Origin of the sequence: Spirosoma taeanense, from assembly GCF_013127955.1 — a bacterium.
GTDB lineage: Bacteria > Bacteroidota > Bacteroidia > Cytophagales > Spirosomataceae > Spirosoma > Spirosoma taeanense.
This window is the reverse complement of record NZ_CP053435.1, coordinates 4,257,492-4,272,684: the sequence shown is the minus strand read 5'-3', so window position 1 is coordinate 4,272,684 and position 15,193 is coordinate 4,257,492. Positions and strand designations below refer to the sequence as shown.

17 protein-coding genes are annotated in these 15,193 nt (G+C 52.6%); 6 read left to right on the top strand and 11 right to left on the bottom strand.

From position 1 onward, the window contains the following. Positions 1-26 precede the first annotated feature (26 nt). The 4 genes from HNV11_RS17915 to HNV11_RS17900 form a co-directional block, all read right to left on the bottom strand. Positions 27-956: an alpha/beta hydrolase gene (locus tag HNV11_RS17915; RefSeq protein WP_171740963.1), complete on the bottom strand. Its 930-nt coding sequence runs from the start codon at positions 954-956 to the stop codon at positions 27-29. Position 957: 1 nt separating this feature from the next. Beyond that, positions 958-1,554, bottom strand: a complete 597-nt coding sequence (locus HNV11_RS17910) for a hypothetical protein (RefSeq protein WP_240163544.1) — start codon at positions 1,552-1,554, stop codon at positions 958-960. A gap of 339 nt (positions 1,555-1,893) precedes the next feature. After that, entirely contained in the window at positions 1,894-2,412 is a 519-nt protein-coding gene (locus HNV11_RS17905) for an SgcJ/EcaC family oxidoreductase (RefSeq protein ID WP_171740962.1), read from the bottom strand. Between the two features lie 67 nt (positions 2,413-2,479). Then, positions 2,480-3,304, bottom strand: a complete 825-nt coding sequence (locus HNV11_RS17900) for a helix-turn-helix domain-containing protein (protein WP_171740961.1) — start codon at positions 3,302-3,304, stop codon at positions 2,480-2,482. A 377-nt stretch (positions 3,305-3,681) separates the two neighbouring features. On the opposite strand from HNV11_RS17900, the gene HNV11_RS24240 reads away from it, so the two are divergent. The 4 genes from HNV11_RS24240 (at position 3,682) to HNV11_RS24025 (ending at position 4,720) form a co-directional block, all read left to right on the top strand. Beyond that, the gene (locus HNV11_RS24240) at positions 3,682-3,933 is read left to right on the top strand and encodes a hypothetical protein (RefSeq protein WP_394353890.1); all 252 of its coding nucleotides are present in this window, start codon (positions 3,682-3,684) and stop codon (positions 3,931-3,933) included. A gap of 98 nt (positions 3,934-4,031) precedes the next feature. Beyond that, positions 4,032-4,133 (top strand): transposase, encoded by a 102-nt coding sequence (locus HNV11_RS17895; RefSeq protein ID WP_171740960.1) that lies wholly within the window; start codon positions 4,032-4,034, stop codon positions 4,131-4,133. 57 nt (positions 4,134-4,190) lie between these two features. Continuing rightward, a complete protein-coding gene (locus HNV11_RS24030; RefSeq protein WP_240163542.1) occupies positions 4,191-4,511 on the top strand; it encodes a transposase in 321 nt (106 codons plus the stop codon). After that, positions 4,508-4,720: a transposase gene (locus HNV11_RS24025; protein ID WP_394353868.1), complete on the top strand. Its 213-nt coding sequence runs from the start codon at positions 4,508-4,510 to the stop codon at positions 4,718-4,720. Before HNV11_RS24030 ends, HNV11_RS24025 begins: the two co-directional genes overlap by 4 nt. A 262-nt stretch (positions 4,721-4,982) precedes the next feature. On the opposite strand, the gene HNV11_RS17885 is transcribed toward HNV11_RS24025, so the two are convergent. From HNV11_RS17885 to HNV11_RS17855, 7 genes are all read right to left on the bottom strand, one after another. Then, positions 4,983-6,278, bottom strand: a complete 1,296-nt coding sequence (locus HNV11_RS17885; protein ID WP_171740959.1) for an APC family permease — start codon at positions 6,276-6,278, stop codon at positions 4,983-4,985. Between the two features lie 37 nt (positions 6,279-6,315). Then, entirely contained in the window at positions 6,316-7,119 is an 804-nt protein-coding gene (locus tag HNV11_RS17880; protein WP_171740958.1) for a mycofactocin-coupled SDR family oxidoreductase, read from the bottom strand. 4 nt (positions 7,120-7,123) lie between these two features. Next, positions 7,124-7,672, bottom strand: a complete 549-nt coding sequence (locus HNV11_RS17875) for a carboxymuconolactone decarboxylase family protein (protein WP_171740957.1) — start codon at positions 7,670-7,672, stop codon at positions 7,124-7,126. Positions 7,673-7,717: 45 nt separating this feature from the next. Further along, the gene (locus HNV11_RS17870; protein ID WP_171742230.1) at positions 7,718-8,893 is read right to left on the bottom strand and encodes a methionine aminotransferase; all 1,176 of its coding nucleotides are present in this window, start codon (positions 8,891-8,893) and stop codon (positions 7,718-7,720) included. Positions 8,894-8,920: 27 nt separating this feature from the next. Next, positions 8,921-10,375 (bottom strand): phytoene desaturase family protein, encoded by a 1,455-nt coding sequence (locus tag HNV11_RS17865; protein WP_171740956.1) that lies wholly within the window; start codon positions 10,373-10,375, stop codon positions 8,921-8,923. A gap of 209 nt (positions 10,376-10,584) precedes the next feature. Next, positions 10,585-10,785, bottom strand: coding sequence for a hypothetical protein (locus tag HNV11_RS17860; protein ID WP_171740955.1), 201 nt, complete (start codon positions 10,783-10,785; stop codon positions 10,585-10,587). A gap of 201 nt (positions 10,786-10,986) precedes the next feature. Further along, on the bottom strand, positions 10,987-12,402 hold the full coding sequence (locus tag HNV11_RS17855; RefSeq protein WP_171740954.1) for a membrane dipeptidase: 1,416 nt from the start codon (positions 12,400-12,402) through the stop codon (positions 10,987-10,989). 246 nt (positions 12,403-12,648) lie between these two features. Between HNV11_RS17855 and HNV11_RS17850 the strand changes: the two genes are divergently transcribed. Next, entirely contained in the window at positions 12,649-14,241 is a 1,593-nt protein-coding gene (locus HNV11_RS17850) for a sodium:solute symporter (RefSeq protein ID WP_171740953.1), read from the top strand. Next, positions 14,234-15,172 (top strand): dihydrodipicolinate synthase family protein, encoded by a 939-nt coding sequence (locus tag HNV11_RS17845; protein WP_171740952.1) that lies wholly within the window; start codon positions 14,234-14,236, stop codon positions 15,170-15,172. The genes HNV11_RS17850 and HNV11_RS17845 overlap by 8 nt, the downstream gene beginning before the upstream one ends. The last annotated feature ends 21 nt before the right edge of the window (positions 15,173-15,193 follow it).

Below are 15,193 nucleotides of genomic sequence, written 5' to 3'. Positions count from 1 at the left end.
TCCGTAGGTTGCCTTGCCTGATCTGATTATCGAAGTACCCTTACCGTAATGTCAGTAAAGGTGGCGGTTTGGTTCGCCCGGTCGGTAGCCGTTACGTTGCTGCGCAGGTTTAGCCGGGTATAAACGTGCAGGTCGGAGTCAATTAATTCGACCGTAACAGGCTGGCCATCGGCCGTGGAAATACCCTTGTAAATCAAGACGGCGCTGACCGGATCGGCCGATGGGTCTTTACTTGACTTGTAGACTTTCAGACTACAGCCGGGGGGAAGCCTGATGCCTTTCTCGAGGTCTTTTCGCACGACAGTAAGCAGATTTTGCAACTCCTGCAGAGTCTCCTGGGGGCGGAACCGGTAATACACTTTATCTTCGGCCGCCGTCTGGTTGGTCTCGACGTAGCCCAACATAGGACCAAATACCTTAACCAGCGACAGGGTTTTGTCAGACGGAATCACGATGGGATCAACCAGCAGGATAGTACGGGGAGCGGTCCGATTCGCAAAATAGCCCGAAGCCACCAGTTCCATGAGCAGGGCACCACTGGTCGAAGAACCCAGCAGGCTGATGTTCTGGTAGCCTGCTTTCTCCAGCCGGGCATATTCGTCTGTGATGGCAGCCTGCCAGTCGTGCCAGGTCGATTTCTTGAATTCATCGTAACTGCGTCCGTGACCGCCCAGCAACACCTGCGAAAGCAATAGGTCGGTTCGGCCCGCAGCCCAGGTACGTAGCTCATCCCACTCAAAGGTGGTGGCTGTATAGCCATGGCAGGCAATAAGAACCGGTTTTCGGGCCTGCTCAGGAGTTGGGTTCGGAATTGCTTTTGAGACCAGGTAATTTTCCGGCTTGTAAATCGAGGGGTCAAACAACGTTCCCCCATCGAGCATATCTTTCGTAATAGTGGGCTCCGATGAGCAGGCCACGCCGACGAGCATAACCAGCAGGATACCAATTGTTTTCATTTTAGTTAGTGGTTTTTTTCAGGATATTCCAGGTAATACTCGTCTGCACGAACACCGGGTAAAGCGTACCCGGACCAGTCACGCCATTGCCGGTCAGCAAATTGTAGCCAACCGATGCGTTGATTTTGAGCGGAATGTCGGGGCAGTAACAAAGGCCCAGTTCGGGCGAAGCCAACAGCGAGGTTCTGGGCAGAACGTTGAACATGGCGTCGCCATAATCGGCTTTGAAATAGCCTACGTTCACTTTAGCCATGGGACGAACTAACCAGTTCGGCCGGAAGTAGTAGGCCGCGTGGACTAAAAAATTATCTTGTTTAATGGCGTTGGAGCGGAGGGCCGTACCTAATCGGGATGTCACGTAGCTCAGTCCTACATACAGCCGTCGGCTAACCAGTTTAGGGTTGGTATACTGGACGGTGATGCCATTTTCGGCGTAGAGATTGATAGTCTTCTGAAGCCGGACGCCTACATCCAGCACTGCACCATTGGGTCTTGTTGGGTTATTTTGCCCAATGCAGGAAGAATAAGTCAGCCAGACAAACATAAAGCTCCTCAGGAGTAGGTAAGGTCCTGTTTTTACCAGGTGTGGGAAGCGCATAAACGTTTACGGATAAAATGAGGGCGACGTGGTGCCAGTTCTACGTGACTTTTTTCAATGCATTTCAGGAAACTGCCGATAAGCTATGAATAGTATTTTTAGTCAATCACTATCTGCTAATTGTACCGCAATGGATTTTTAGCCAACGGTTATTTATGGAGTAGCATGACCTGTAACTACAGATTTTTACTCTAAAATTATTCCAGTCAATACAGAAGTCAAGAATTCGTTTTGGGTAAGTATAAGGTGCTACCTCCCGCCCGTGTTTTGGGCGGGAGGGCCGTGAGTCACAAAGTCAATATTACCTGCCTGCTACAAGGCACCCGGTTAACCAGACCATTAGTTTTTAGGCATGTAGTTAACTGGATTGCCCCTTGCTGCCTCTTCATTGATGACTATATTATGGCCTGCCGTAATTAACCACTTGCCATTTTGCTTTAGCATAACAAGGGTTGCTAATTCATGGTCGTCACCCATTTTATTCGTGCCTCTATCCACGCCATCGGGCGGATAAAAAGCGCCTACGCTCCAGAAAAGATGAACGATAGCTATATCGTCTTTCACGAAGCGAATCTGCGTTTGGGACTTTGTCTGCGGAGTGTTTTTGAAAAAGGATTTGTGAAACGTCTCAAGCCCAAACTTATTTTCCTTCTGTCCCCGCCACAAATGACCAACTATGTTCACCCAGTCGAAATCCGGCGTAGTGTAACTGGTTATGTTGTCGAAGTTGTGGCGGTTCCAGTCCGCAATCATGGCATCGATCTGCTCATTGATTTGTGTTTCATCGGTTGCCCGGTTCTGGGCGTTGGCCAGGAAGCTGCCTGCTAGTAGAAAGCAGCATAAAATCAGTTGTTTCATGTCTTTGTGTTTTTTGCACCAAAATTATCCCTGACCGGTAGGATAGAAATAGTACAAAAAAGACATTCTACAGCTGAATGTTCGCCTGCAGGCGATAAGGCGTATTGTTGAGGTCGTTGGTAATGGTTTTTGGTGTTACCCCGGCAAATTCTTTAAAATCCCGTATCAGGTGCATCTGATCGAAATAACCACTTTCATAACAAATGGCGGACCAGCTTAGCTGCGGGTTTGTTTCTCTGATGCGGTATGCATTAGAAAACCGGATGAGCCTGGCAAACAACTTTGGCGGCAACCCAATTCGCTCTTTACATTTTCGCTCAAATTGTTTTAAGCTCAGGCAGGCGGTTGCCGCCACATCGTCAATCGGTAGGTTGCCGTTATGAAGTAGCAGTGCCGAAATGGCCCTGTCGAATGGTTCAGCCTGTTTATGGTGCGATAGCTTCTTCAGTAAGAACCTCTCTACAACAGCCACCAATTGCCGCCAGTCGGTGGTGTTTCTTAGCTGCTCCAGCACGTCATCGGCCTCGCTGCCCAACACATCAGAAACAGAATAACTCTTGTCGATAAGTTGATGCATGGGAACCCCGATGAGTTGGTGGAGGCCTCCCGGCTTAAAACCAACATGGATCATCAAATGCTGGTGGCCCATCTGAATATCAACTCTTGTCAGTTGTGGGCCAACAAGTAAGGCTGATGGGCTAACCGTAAGGTCATTTGTACTGGAAAGTGTTTGTATCGGATCTCGAAGATAAAAAAACAGGCTGTGTTGCGGAGTAGGCGGGAAAGGGTTTATCGGCCTGGAGCTGGTCTGTTCAGTCGTCAAACCGAAAATCATAATTGATTGCACATAAGCCTGTAGTGCATTCGTGGGTATATATGTTTTTATCTCCATTTTAGTAGAGGCAGGATAGCACAGCTGAAGTTGCAATAGATCAACTGGACGTTTGAATGGACTACGGCTGAGTAAGGAGATACCTCCCAAAACAATTCATTCTGTTAAAAATACCGAATTTGCCTAACAGTTAGTCAGAATAAATTCGTCTAAACACAGGTAACAGCGCTTTGAACAGAGTTGACAAAGTGAAATTGTATAGCTGCCTTAGTGAAAAAGTTCACTCCCATGGCTACTAGTATACCAAGCCTTCAGCCAAATCGCTTTAAGCCAGTTCAACTACTAACTGAGTTGGTAATCATCACGCGCAGTCGACAGGGGGTTCTTCGAGCCGAAGCCGATAGGTGGCCCGGTTAGTTAGCTTGACCGACAAAGAAATGGCTGCGGCTTTGGGCCTCTCAGCCTCTTACCTGCATTGCCTGAAACCCGATCAACGCATCAGTCAGGATGCATCTGAACGATTGCTCTTGTTGGAGAATTTGGTTCAACACGCCTTAGATACCTTTGATGGACGAGTAGTTACTGTCGCCGGATGGTTACGTTCCTCGCTCCGGGAGTTGAACTATCAGAAGCTGTTTAAGTTAGTTTTGGCAACGCAAAAGCCGCCCGGTGGGGTTACGCTTTTGTGAAGAAGAAACACACCTCCGACCTGACGGCTTCGCAATGACAAGCTATTGAAAAGCTCACTTGTGTCCAACAAAAAAGTATCCACTCGCTCAAATTGATCGTGGAAGCCATCTTTTATCTGACCAAGAAGGGCAGTACCTGGCGGGATTTGCCCGACCGCTTTCCGCCCTGGCAGACGGTCTACTGGTACTTTAGAAAATAGAGTTATGATGGTAGCTGGGTACTGATTGTCAATGAGTTGACTATGAATCACCGCTTGATGGCAGAGAGAGACAGTCAACCTACAGTGGCCATTATTGATGCCCAAAGCGTCAAAAACTCGGCGACGGCGACTAAGTCGGTGGGCATTGATGGGGGTAAGCTTATCAAAGGTCGCAAGCGCTTCATTCTAGTTGATACGATGGGGCCTTTGCTGTGGGCGGGTGTTCGGCCAGCCATTGTAGCTGATGGCGAAACAGGGATTGGTCTATGGGAGCAGGCCGAGCTTCATAGGGGCTTGGTCGAAGAGGCTATCAAGTGTACGCTGACAGTACGTTTGGCGGGCAATTTAAAGCTCGTCTGGAAGACTATTACGATATGAAAGTGGTCGTCACTCGAACCCCCATCAGCGATCAGTCGGCTGATAGCCCAATGCTTATTCATAAGTGGCGGTGGGTCGTCGAACGTACCTTCAGTTGGTTTGGCAACAACCGGCGGTTAGCTAAAGACTATGAACGCACGACGAACTCAGCCGAAAGTTTTCTTTGGATCGCTCACATTCGTCGAACCCTCAAATGGGCAGGGCGTTAACTAACTCAAACAGCTTCTTACCTAAGGCCGGAGTGAACAAGGCAAGTATACTTGATTTGCCCTGAAGATGCAGAATGTAGAAGGCTGTCGTAAAGAAGCAGACTCAGTAAGAAAAGGGGTAATGCTGATAAGAGAAATGAACGCGGAAACGAAAATTCTTGCATGCATAGAAGCACGGAATATAGTATTGCCGTTTTGTAAAAATAACATCTAAATAAATGTATATATTTATTTATCGTTACATCTTTCTGTCTACAAGGACTTAAACACGCACATGTCGGGGGTTGAGCCAGTAAGTGAGTCCGCCGATTAGAACGATGCCCAGACCGATCAGACTTTCGAGAGGTCGGTCGGTTACGATGAAGACGAGCACAAACAGGCTGAAGATAATGTAGAGCCATTGCAGCCAGGGCCGAAGCGGGCCTGGGAAGTCTGTCGGCTGGCGCGGGGTGCGGAGCAGGCTTGCCACACTCAGCGTCGCCATCAGTTGCAACACAAACGACGTACAGAGCAGCACCTGTTCGAGCGCACCCGAAAAGAGCAGCACCAGCGTAAGGCCGGTTTGCAGCCAGATGGCCCGTACGGGTAGCTGCCGTTCGGTTTCACGACCAAAATACCGCCACAGCGGATAGTCCTGCGCCATACGGCTCGTGACCCGTGCGCCAATCCAGACGTATGAACTCATGGTGGCAATGAGCTGAAAGGCAATTCCCGCGCTGACCCAGCGGCCCGCGGTCGGCCCGAAACGGTTGGCAAAGGCAATTACCGCTACTTCGGCCTGCCCAGACAACTGTGCTACGGACGCCAGTTTTAGAAAGATAACCTGCAAAGCGATATACATGACCGTAACGATGAGCGTACCCAGGAGCAGGGCACGGGGCAGATTCCGGCGTGGATCGCGAATTTCGGCAACAATATAGGCGGCTGCGTTCCAGCCCGTATAGGCGTAGGTGACATATAAGAGCGAGACCGCAAACGAACTCGTGAACACTTCCTGCCTGTAACTATCATCAAACCGGAAGGCGTTGCTCACCGACGCGGGCGCCAGGTAAAATCCAGCCACCAGCACAAGGGCAATAAAGCCGATTTTTAGGATGGTCGTCGCATTCTGAAACACCCGGCTCTGTCGCAGATTAACCGAATGAAGCAGGGCAATGACCAGAATAATACCCACCGTCAGGATGCGGGTGTTGGTCAGGCCAAACGGGTTCAGGTAGGATTCCATTGCTTTTCCCGCAATGGCAACGGGAGCCGCAAACCCACCCACCAGCGATACCCAGGCCGATACGTAGCCCAGCAGCGGATGCAGCGCCCGCGAGATGAAAATGTAATCGCCCCCTTTTTCGTCGGGATAATGCGTGCCCAGTTCGGCAAACGTAAAGGCACCAATCAGCGCCAGAACACCGCCCAGCAGCCACAGCAGCAGAATCGACCAGGTGTTCTGAACGGCCGCTAGCTGAAATCCCAGGCTGGTAAACACGCCCGTCCCGACCATATTGGCAATGACCAGCGAGCAGGCCGTTAGCCAGCCGATTTTATGTCCGGTTTGAGTGGCCATACCATCCGTTAGCCTGTAACGTAATCGGGTTGTGATCTCATCGCGTCAGCAGGCCGGCGTCGAGGACAAACTGCGAGCCCGTAATGTACCGCGCTCCCTCGGAAACCAGATACAGCACCATGGCTGATACGTCTTCCGGTTCCACCCACGGCACGGGCAGCAGATTGCCCGCCGAGCGTTCGGCGATTTCCTGCGTAGTCGTTCCTTCCAGTTCGGCCAGGCCGTCGTTCATGGGGGTATTGACGCCCGTAGGGTGAATCGAGTTCACGCGGATATGATAGGGAGCCAGTTCAATAGCCCAGGATTTGGTCAGGCCAACCAGTCCCCATTTGGAGGCTGCGTAATGGCTGAGTCGGTTCATGCCCCGCAGTCCGGCAATGGATGAGTTGTTGATAATAACCCCCGACCGCTGGTTCATCATGACCGGAATCACCCGCCGAGCTACCAGCCAGGCGCCTTTCAGGTTAATGTCGAGCATGGCGTCCCACTCTTCTTCGGACAGCTCATGGGCCAGACCATAGGCGCAGATGCCTGCGTTATTGAACAGAATATCAATCCGCCCGAAGTCGGCCAGCGCCCGCTCAACGGCGGGCGTAATGTCAGCATCGCGCCGAACATCGCCGGTAACTGTCAGGCAGGCTGTACCTAAGGCTTCCACCTCCCGTTGCAGCGAATCCAGCTCGCTTTCGGAACCGAGGACATAACCGGGGTAGGCGAGGGGCCGGGCAATGTCGAAGGCCACAATCCGAACGCCCTGCTTCGCTAACGCCAGCGCAACGGCCCGTCCCTGACCGTGGGCCGCACCGGTAATGAAGGCAACGTTTCCCTGTAAGTCGGCCATACGGTTATTGATGAGCGGGTTGAGTTAAGGGTAAATACGGCGCTAAATAGTCGTCAATGTCAACCCGCAGCGCATTGTTGAACACGTTAGTGGCGATCATCTGACCCGCAAAGGCTACCAGCACCACGATCTGTGCGTTGGTGTAGCGCTGGCGAAGGGGGGCGTAAAGCCTATCGGGCACTTCGCCTTTGTTCTGGCTTATCGCGCTGCCGAAGTCCAGCAACGCCTGTTCTGATTCGGTGAGCTGCAGATCTTCGGGCCGTTCGCCGTGCTGAATGATAATCCTTCGGAAGAACGTAGTGCAGAGCGGACAGTTTGATCCCTCCGAAATAGCATGGGCGTATAGGTAAGCGAGTCGTTCGCCCACAATCCCGATAACCTCATGATACAGCGGATACCACTGCATATACACCACAAACGCCAGCGAAGAATGGCTCAGCGTGGCCTTCATGTTAGTGATCCGGCTGCCGGGGTAATCGGCGATGTGCTGCGCCCAGGCCGCTTTAAGGTCATCGGAGGCTTCAGTTTCGGAAAGAGGATGAATGCGGGGCATGGCTATTGCTTAATTAGCTTAAGTTGAGCGTTGAGGCACGTTATGTTAAAGCGCCGAAAGCCGTTCGCCGGCTCGTTTGAGCGTGTCGTCGTCTTTGGCAAAGCAGAACCGCAGGATATGGTAATCGTTCCGGTCGTGATAGAACACCGACGTTGGAATGGATGCAACACCAATGTCGTGAGTTAGCCGAACGGCCAGATCATAGTCGGGTTCGTCGGTAATAGCAGCGTAGGATACATTCTGGAAAAAAGTACCCTCGGTCGGCGTAAAGCGGAATCGTGACCCGGCAATAGCCTGTAGGAACAGATTCCGTTTCTGCTCGTAAAAATCGGCCAGTTCCAGATACGGTTCGGGTCGGTTCATATACTCGGCCAGCGCATACTGCATGGGCGTTACGACACTGAACGTAACGAACTGGTGAACTTTCCTGAACTCGGCGGTCAGCTCGTTCGGGGCCAGGCAGTAGCCGATCTTCCATCCGGTAACGTGGTAGGTTTTGCCAAACGAGCTAATGACGAACGTACGCTCCTGAAGGGTCGGGTGGCTCATCAGGGAATGGTGCGCCCGGTTGGATTCGCCGTTACGGTCGAAGACAATATGCTCGTACACCTCGTCGCTCACCAGAAAGATATTCCGGTCGCGCACCAGCGCGGCCAACTGGTTCAGGTCGTCGCGGGTCCAGACGCGCCCGGTAGGGTTATGGGGCGTATTAACGATGATTAACCGCGTTTTGTCGGTGATCTTTTCCTGTACCGCCAGCCAGTCTGGCGCGTAGTCGGGGGGCGTCAGCGTAACGTAAACCGGGATGCCGCCAGCCAGTTCGATGGCCGGAACGTAACTGTCGTAAGCCGGTTCGAACACCAGCACCTCATCGCCCGGCCGCACGACGGTCGTAATAGCCGCAAATAGGGCTTCGGTCGCGCCCGACGTAACGGTAATTTCGTGGTCAGGGTGGTAGCTGATTCCGTAAACCTCGGCGGTTTTCCGGGCGATGGCTTCGCGCAGAACCGGCACCCCCGGCATCGGCGCGTATTGGTTATGCTCCTGCCGCATGGCCCTGGCCACCAGATCGGTCAGCACCGGGTCCGGCTCGAAGTTGGGAAACCCCTGCGAAAGGTTAAGCGCGCCCGTATCCAGCGCCAGCTTCGACATGACGGTGAAAATGGTTGTGCCGACATGGGGCAGCTTGGATACGAGGGCGGGTTGCGAAGACGTAAGCATCATACCGACAAAATAAACCATTATTTGTTAGCCATGTGTCAGCGGGATGGTAGGAGTCAGACTAAAAACATCCGCCAGCGCGCGCCGGGCCGCGTGGTAGCCGCACATACCATGCACCCCACCCCCCGGTGGTGTCGACGATGAACAGATATAAACGCCTTTGGCCGACGTTCGGTAGGGCGACAGCCTCAGGACGGGACGGGTAAATAACTGCCTGATGTCGATAATACCCCCGTTGATATCTCCGCCAATGTAGTTTGGGTTATAAGCCTCAATCTGGCTTGTGTTCATCGTGTGGCGAGCCAGAATCCGGTCACGAAAACCCGGTGCAAACCGCTCAACCTGCCGCTCAATCGCGTCGGTTCGGTCCACCGTCGAGCCGTTCGGAACGTGACAATAGGCCCAGGCCGTGTGTTTGCCGGCCGGAGCCCGCGAAGCGTCAAATAAACTTTGCTGCGCCAGGAGCACAAACGGTCGGTCGGGGTGCTGACCGCTGGCCGTAGCCTGTTCGGCCGCAACAATTTCTTCGAGCGTATTACCCAGGTGGATTGTTCCGGCCTGTTGACATTCGGGTGCCGTAAACGGAATCGGTCCGTCGAGCGCCCAGTCGATCTTAAAGACGCCCATGCCGTACCGAAACCGTTCAAGCTGTTTTCGGTACAAAGGAGACAGCCTATCGCCGGCCAGTTGCAGCACCTGCTTTGGCGTTACGTCCAGCAGCACTGCCCGCGCTGGCGGCAGTTGATTCAGCGATTTAACGACTGTGTTAGTTTCGATTTGTCCGCCCAGCGAGAGAAAATACGACGCCAGCGCATCGGCAATGCGTCGGGAGCCGCCAATGGGAACTGGCCAGCCACGCAGATGTCCGGCCGTCATCAACACCAGCGCAAAGGCCGATGTTGCCAGATTGGTGAGTGGCTGAATGGAATGGGCCGCCATGCCCGCCAGCAGCCCGCGGGCTTCAATTGTTCGGAAGCGTCTGGCCAGATGCACGATAGAAGGCAACGCATCCAGACCAAACCGGGCCATAGCGAGAGGGTGCTTGGGGAATCGGAGCGGGCCCATTACATCGGCCGCCATCGTTGGCCAGTCGCGTACCAGTGGCTGCAGAAGCTCCAGATAGGTCTGTTCATCGGCACCCAGTGACCGGGCCGTTTTGGTTAACGAAGGTCCAAGCGCGGTTGCGATGCCTCCGTCGAACGGATGGGCCGCCGACAGGGGCGGGTAGCTGAACGCCAGGCCATGTTCGGCCAGGGGCAGGCTCTGAAAAAATGGTGATCCGGCGGCCAACGGGTGAATCGCCGAGCAGATGTCGTGGACGAAACCCGGCCGCGTTAGCTCTGCCGAGCGCATTCCGCCCCCAATGTCGGCTTTAGCTTCGAGCACCAGCACCGATAAGCCAGCGTGCTGTAAGGTTATTGCCGCAGCCAGCCCGTTTGGACCTGATCCAACAACAACCGCATCATACGCTGTCTGACTCACACGGGTTCGGTTTATCGAGTTGAGAGCTGTCTTGTTAATTCGGGAATCTACTCAGAATAAGCAAATAGAACAGAAAGGGTTTATTTTGAAGGGATGGAAGTTTATGTCTATAATCATAGTCTACTTTTATCCATGTCAACAAAACGGCTTATGAACCGGGTCAATACCCAGGTATTGACCCGGTTCATAAGCCAGCAAGTGCATATCGTTTATTGGTTCCTTAGTTTATAGAGGTCTAGCTGTAATCGTGTTACCTGATTGCGGCAATAGGTTTGCTGGTTCGTGGGTGCGTGCGCGTCCTGCAAATAATCCAGTAACTGAAGCCATTCGTGCAGGTGGCGTTCGGTTAAAGCTAATGGCGTCATATCAGAAGCAGATACTGACGGCTGATTCATCGGTTGGGTTTCCATGGCTCTTCGTCGTTATGGGATACAACCCAGTTAGTTCAGACCCGATAAATGGTCTTACCAGGACAGAAAGAACTCTTAACCAGGAGCAATGTTTTTTCGAAGCTGGCCCGACTGCGATTTAAAAGCGCCTACGGGGTTTCGATTGAGGAAAAGGTTAGCCCCCGAGGGCGTTCAAGAAAAAAACGGGTTTGTGTGTTTATCTCAGTGATAATGCCGTTTAAAGAAATCGAGCGCGTTGGTACCCATAAACCGGGCCACAATCTCATCTTCGTGCAGACGATTCGAGGCATTCCGCAGCGGTGGTGCGTTTCGCATGTAGTTGTGGACGTGCATCAACAGAAAGGCATCCAGTTCGGGAAATTCACGGTGGGTCCAGTAGCCGTTAATTGGGTTTACAATCCCGTCGTAATCTGTCCCCAGACAGATGTTACCCCAGGCAAACAGATCGTGCTGATCGAGTAGTTCAGCAATATGTTTGATCTGCAGCCAGACCAGTTCAGACCACGAGAACAGAATATCCCGCCGGTTGATGTGACCCCGGGCATGGCGCAGTGCACTTTCACTACCAATGCGCCGTTCGTCCAGCTGAATTCCGAAAAGCCCACCCGAGCGGGCTACGCGCAGGATTTCTTCATCTGAGAAATTAATGGGATGATCGTGATAACGATTCCGGTCTGTATCGTTGCCGCGAACACAGCCGTGGCTGACGATTATCGGGATATTCTGCGTGCCGAAATCCGCATCCAGAATCTCGAAATAGCGTTTTCTGGAAGCCTCACTCATATGCTTGATATCAATCAGGATGCGTGGCCCGTTGGCTGTGTCCAGTAGAGCGCGTACTACTTTCTCCCCCAATTGAGTAAAGCCTTCGTTCAGGCCTTCCTGTTGATCAAGCGCCTTCTTGAGCGCTCCCGTCAGGCTTTCGGCATGGCCGCAGAGTTCATTGTAGAAGTGATGCGCAAGGGTGATGAACAAGGGGCGGTGTTCCCATTTTTTTACGTTCGCAATATTTTCCAGAATGCTCGCTTCAACACCTTTATTGTCGATTCCGCAGCTAAATACGTGTGCTCCTTCAATGGATAGCATTACGGCCAGCGTAATGACATCGGGGGTATCGGTATTTTTTACCAGCGTCTCAACATCTTCATAATTCTTGGTTAAGACATATCGGGCTTTCTGGCCTCCGGACAGTTCAATGACCTTACCGTCCATTTCACGCATGAAAGCGTATTGCTCATTGAGCTCCGTGCAATAGCTATCTGATGACGTGATCGCCTGAACCCGGTCAATGTATTTCTTGCCAAAAGCCGTTGCCAGATTTATTGCCTCATCGGCGGGTACACCCGTCCCGAGTTTATTCCGGCAAAAGCCCCGTTCAAGCGGGTAAAGAGAATTGACTACAACCCGAACGTTACCCCGGCCTGAAGCGGTCAGGTCAGCCTGCCGAAAGCGGGTAAGCGTCAGTATAAAATTCTGCAGCTTATCTAGTAGCGTGGGTGGGTCATGATGCCAGATACTGGTTCTATTATCACGCGATGGACTCTGGTGACTTTTAGGCTGACTCTGGCCGAATGGCTTCGAATAAGGGTGGCAGTGAATATCAACAAACGTATCCATTTTATGAAGATTTAGGAGTTAGGAGAAATAAAGAAGACTGATAGCCAAAGGAATAACTATTCACAAAGAGCGTCAACGGGAGAAAGACTGTAATTAGTAATCGGTATGACAGCCAGTTAGATACCGGCCTGCATTCTTTAGGAAAACGGATTTTTAATAAACCATGAAGTAGCCCAATCCCTGGACTTCCTTTTCTGGCTGACTGGGCTTTGTGACCTGGTCGAGTTCCTAACCCCTTGACTATCCATGAATAACCTGCCCTTATTCGACCTTGGCGTTATTGTTGCCTATCTGGTAGCGATGGTGCTGGTTGGGGTTTATTTTTCCCGAAAAAATAAAAACGCTGACCAGTTTACCAGGGCATCGGGGCTCATTCCGGGCTGGGCTACGGGCCTGTCTATCTATGCTACGTTTCTGAGCAGCAACACCTTTCTGGGCGTACCGGGGAAAGCCTACGGGGGCAACTGGAACTCGTTTGTCTTTAGTTTATCCATGCCGCTGGCGGCTTACGCGGCTTCGCGGTTTTTTATCCCTTTCTACCGACGCACCGGCGAAATATCGGCCTACACCCACTTCGAGCACCGCTTTGGCCCTTGGGCCCGGACCTATGCAGTCGTCTGTTTCCTGCTGACCCAACTGGCCCGAATGGGCTCCATCTTTCTGGGAATTGCCCTGAGTCTGCAGGCGCTTACCGGCTTTTCGATGCAGACAATCATGCTGGTAGTGGGCGTTTGCATTATCTTGTACACCGTAATGGGCGGTATGGAGGCCGTAATCTGGACGGAAGTAGTGCAGGCCGTCGTCAAAACCTTTGGTGCCCTGCTCATTCTCTACCTGATTGTGCAGGCCATGCCTGGGGGCGTGTCAACCATTGTGGATATTGGAGCTCAAAACGATAAGTTTAGCCTGGGTAGCCTGTCGGCTGATTTTACGCAGTCGACGTTTTGGGTGGTGCTGCTGTACGGCTTTTTTATCAATCTGAACAATTTCGGGATGGACCAGAACTACATCCAGCGGTACCACACCACGGCCTCGGCCAAGGAAGCGTCGAAGTCGCTCTGGCTCTGCGTCTGGCTTTACGTGCCCGCGTCGCTGCTATTTTTTATTATCGGCTCCTGCCTGTTCGCCTACTACCAGGTCCACCCCGAATTCATCGACGCCATCAGGCAGAAAGTAGCCCTCGACCGGCTGCCCGCTACGGCATCGGCTGCCGAGGTGTCGCGGCTGGCGGCTACCCTCCAGCCCGCCGACTATGGCGATAAGGTAATGCCACATTTCATGGTGACCAACGTGCCGACGGGGCTGATGGGCCTGATTATTTCGGCCATTCTGTCGGCGGCTATGAGTACCATCAGTTCAGGAATGAATGCGTCGGCAACGGTCTTTACGGAGGATATCTACAAACGATACATCAGCCCGAGCCCATCCAGCCGGAAGCAATTGATGCTTCTGCACGTCGCCACGGTGGTGGTGGGCCTGCTTGGCCTGACTGCGGGCCTGGCCATGATTGGGGTAAAAAGTATTCTGGATACCTGGTGGACACTCTCCGGTATTTTTGCGTCCGGCATGCTGGGACTCTTCCTGCTGGGCCTCATCAGCCGACGCACCAACAGCCACGAAGCGCTCCTTGCTACGGCCATTGGCGTGCTGGTGATTCTGTGGATGACGTTCTCGGGCCAGATTCCCGATGAGTATGGTTACCTGCGTAATCCCCTGCACAGCAACATGATTATCGTGATCAGTACGCTCACCATTTTTCTGGTGGGCGTTGTGCTGACTAAACGTAAAGGCCATACGGCTCCCCATTCCCAACAAGATACGGTACTCTCCAATGACTAAGCCAGAAACAACACGCAAAGGGTTCATTCCGGTTATGCTCACGCCGTTTACGGCAAATGGCTCCGTTGATTTTGACGCCCTGACCCGGCTCACCGAATTTTATCTGCAGGCCGGTGCGGCCGGTCTATTTGCCAATTGCCTGTCGAGCGAGATGTTCGAACTGACCCCGGCCGAACGCCTGGAGGTGATTGCCCACGTGATCAAAGTAGCCAACCGAGCCGTACCGGTGGTGGCTACGGGAACCTTCGGTGGCCCTATCGACGAACAGGCTGATTTTGTGAAGCGCGTTCACGACACCGGCACGGAAGCCGTAATTCTGATTACGGGGCTGCTGGCTAAAGAGACCGAGCCTGATTCCGCTTTTGATGAGCGTGTTTTTCAACTGCTGGACCAGACGCCCGGCATCCCGGTGGGTTTTTATGAATGCCCCGTACCGTACAAACGCCTGATCGCGCCCGAACAGTTAGGGCGGTTTGTGGCAACGGGGCGGGTTATCTACCACAAGGACACTAGTCTTGACCTCGGGCAGATTACCGAGAAGCTGCGGCTGGCATCACGGCCCGGTTTTGGTTTGTACGATGCCTACATGGTCCATGCCGTGGAGTCGCTCAAAGCCGGTTCGGCGGGGCTGTCCTGCATACAGGGGAATTACTTCCCGGAATTGATCGTCTGGCTCTGTCAGCACTACAACAACCCCGATCAGCAACAAGAAGTAGCAAAAGTGCAGCAGTTCCTGATCCATAATATGGACGTCATGCACAACGTCTACCCCATTGTATCGAAATATTTTCTGCAGCTACGCGGCTTCGATATGTCGACCGTTACCCGCCGGGACGTTGGCACGTTCACTCCTGAAATTGCCCGTCAGGTTGAGCGGCTCTATGCCGACTACACCCAGTTAAAGGACGAGCTGGAATTAAGTGTAGTTTAAAAATGGGTAGACTTGAGACGG

Coding starts and splice junctions, on each gene's coding strand:
- HNV11_RS17915 (WP_171740963.1), bottom strand. CDS start 956: ATGAAAACAATTGGTATCCTGCTGGTTATGCTCGTCGGCGTGGCCTGC.
- HNV11_RS17910 (WP_240163544.1), bottom strand. CDS start 1,554: ATGCGCTTCCCACACCTGGTAAAAACAGGACCTTACCTACTCCTGAGG.
- HNV11_RS17905 (WP_171740962.1), bottom strand. CDS start 2,412: ATGAAACAACTGATTTTATGCTGCTTTCTACTAGCAGGCAGCTTCCTG.
- HNV11_RS17900 (WP_171740961.1), bottom strand. CDS start 3,304: ATGGAGATAAAAACATATATACCCACGAATGCACTACAGGCTTATGTG.
- HNV11_RS24240 (WP_394353890.1), top strand. CDS start 3,682: ATGGCTGCGGCTTTGGGCCTCTCAGCCTCTTACCTGCATTGCCTGAAA.
- HNV11_RS24030 (WP_240163542.1), top strand. CDS start 4,191: ATGGCAGAGAGAGACAGTCAACCTACAGTGGCCATTATTGATGCCCAA.
- HNV11_RS24025 (WP_394353868.1), top strand. CDS start 4,508: ATGAAAGTGGTCGTCACTCGAACCCCCATCAGCGATCAGTCGGCTGAT.
- HNV11_RS17885 (WP_171740959.1), bottom strand. CDS start 6,278: ATGGCCACTCAAACCGGACATAAAATCGGCTGGCTAACGGCCTGCTCG.
- HNV11_RS17880 (WP_171740958.1), bottom strand. CDS start 7,119: ATGGCCGACTTACAGGGAAACGTTGCCTTCATTACCGGTGCGGCCCAC.
- HNV11_RS17875 (WP_171740957.1), bottom strand. CDS start 7,672: ATGCCCCGCATTCATCCTCTTTCCGAAACTGAAGCCTCCGATGACCTT.
- HNV11_RS17870 (WP_171742230.1), bottom strand. CDS start 8,893: ATGCTTACGTCTTCGCAACCCGCCCTCGTATCCAAGCTGCCCCATGTC.
- HNV11_RS17860 (WP_171740955.1), bottom strand. CDS start 10,785: ATGGAAACCCAACCGATGAATCAGCCGTCAGTATCTGCTTCTGATATG.
- HNV11_RS17855 (WP_171740954.1), bottom strand. CDS start 12,402: ATGGATACGTTTGTTGATATTCACTGCCACCCTTATTCGAAGCCATTC.
- HNV11_RS17850 (WP_171740953.1), top strand. CDS start 12,649: ATGAATAACCTGCCCTTATTCGACCTTGGCGTTATTGTTGCCTATCTG.
- HNV11_RS17845 (WP_171740952.1), top strand. CDS start 14,234: ATGACTAAGCCAGAAACAACACGCAAAGGGTTCATTCCGGTTATGCTC.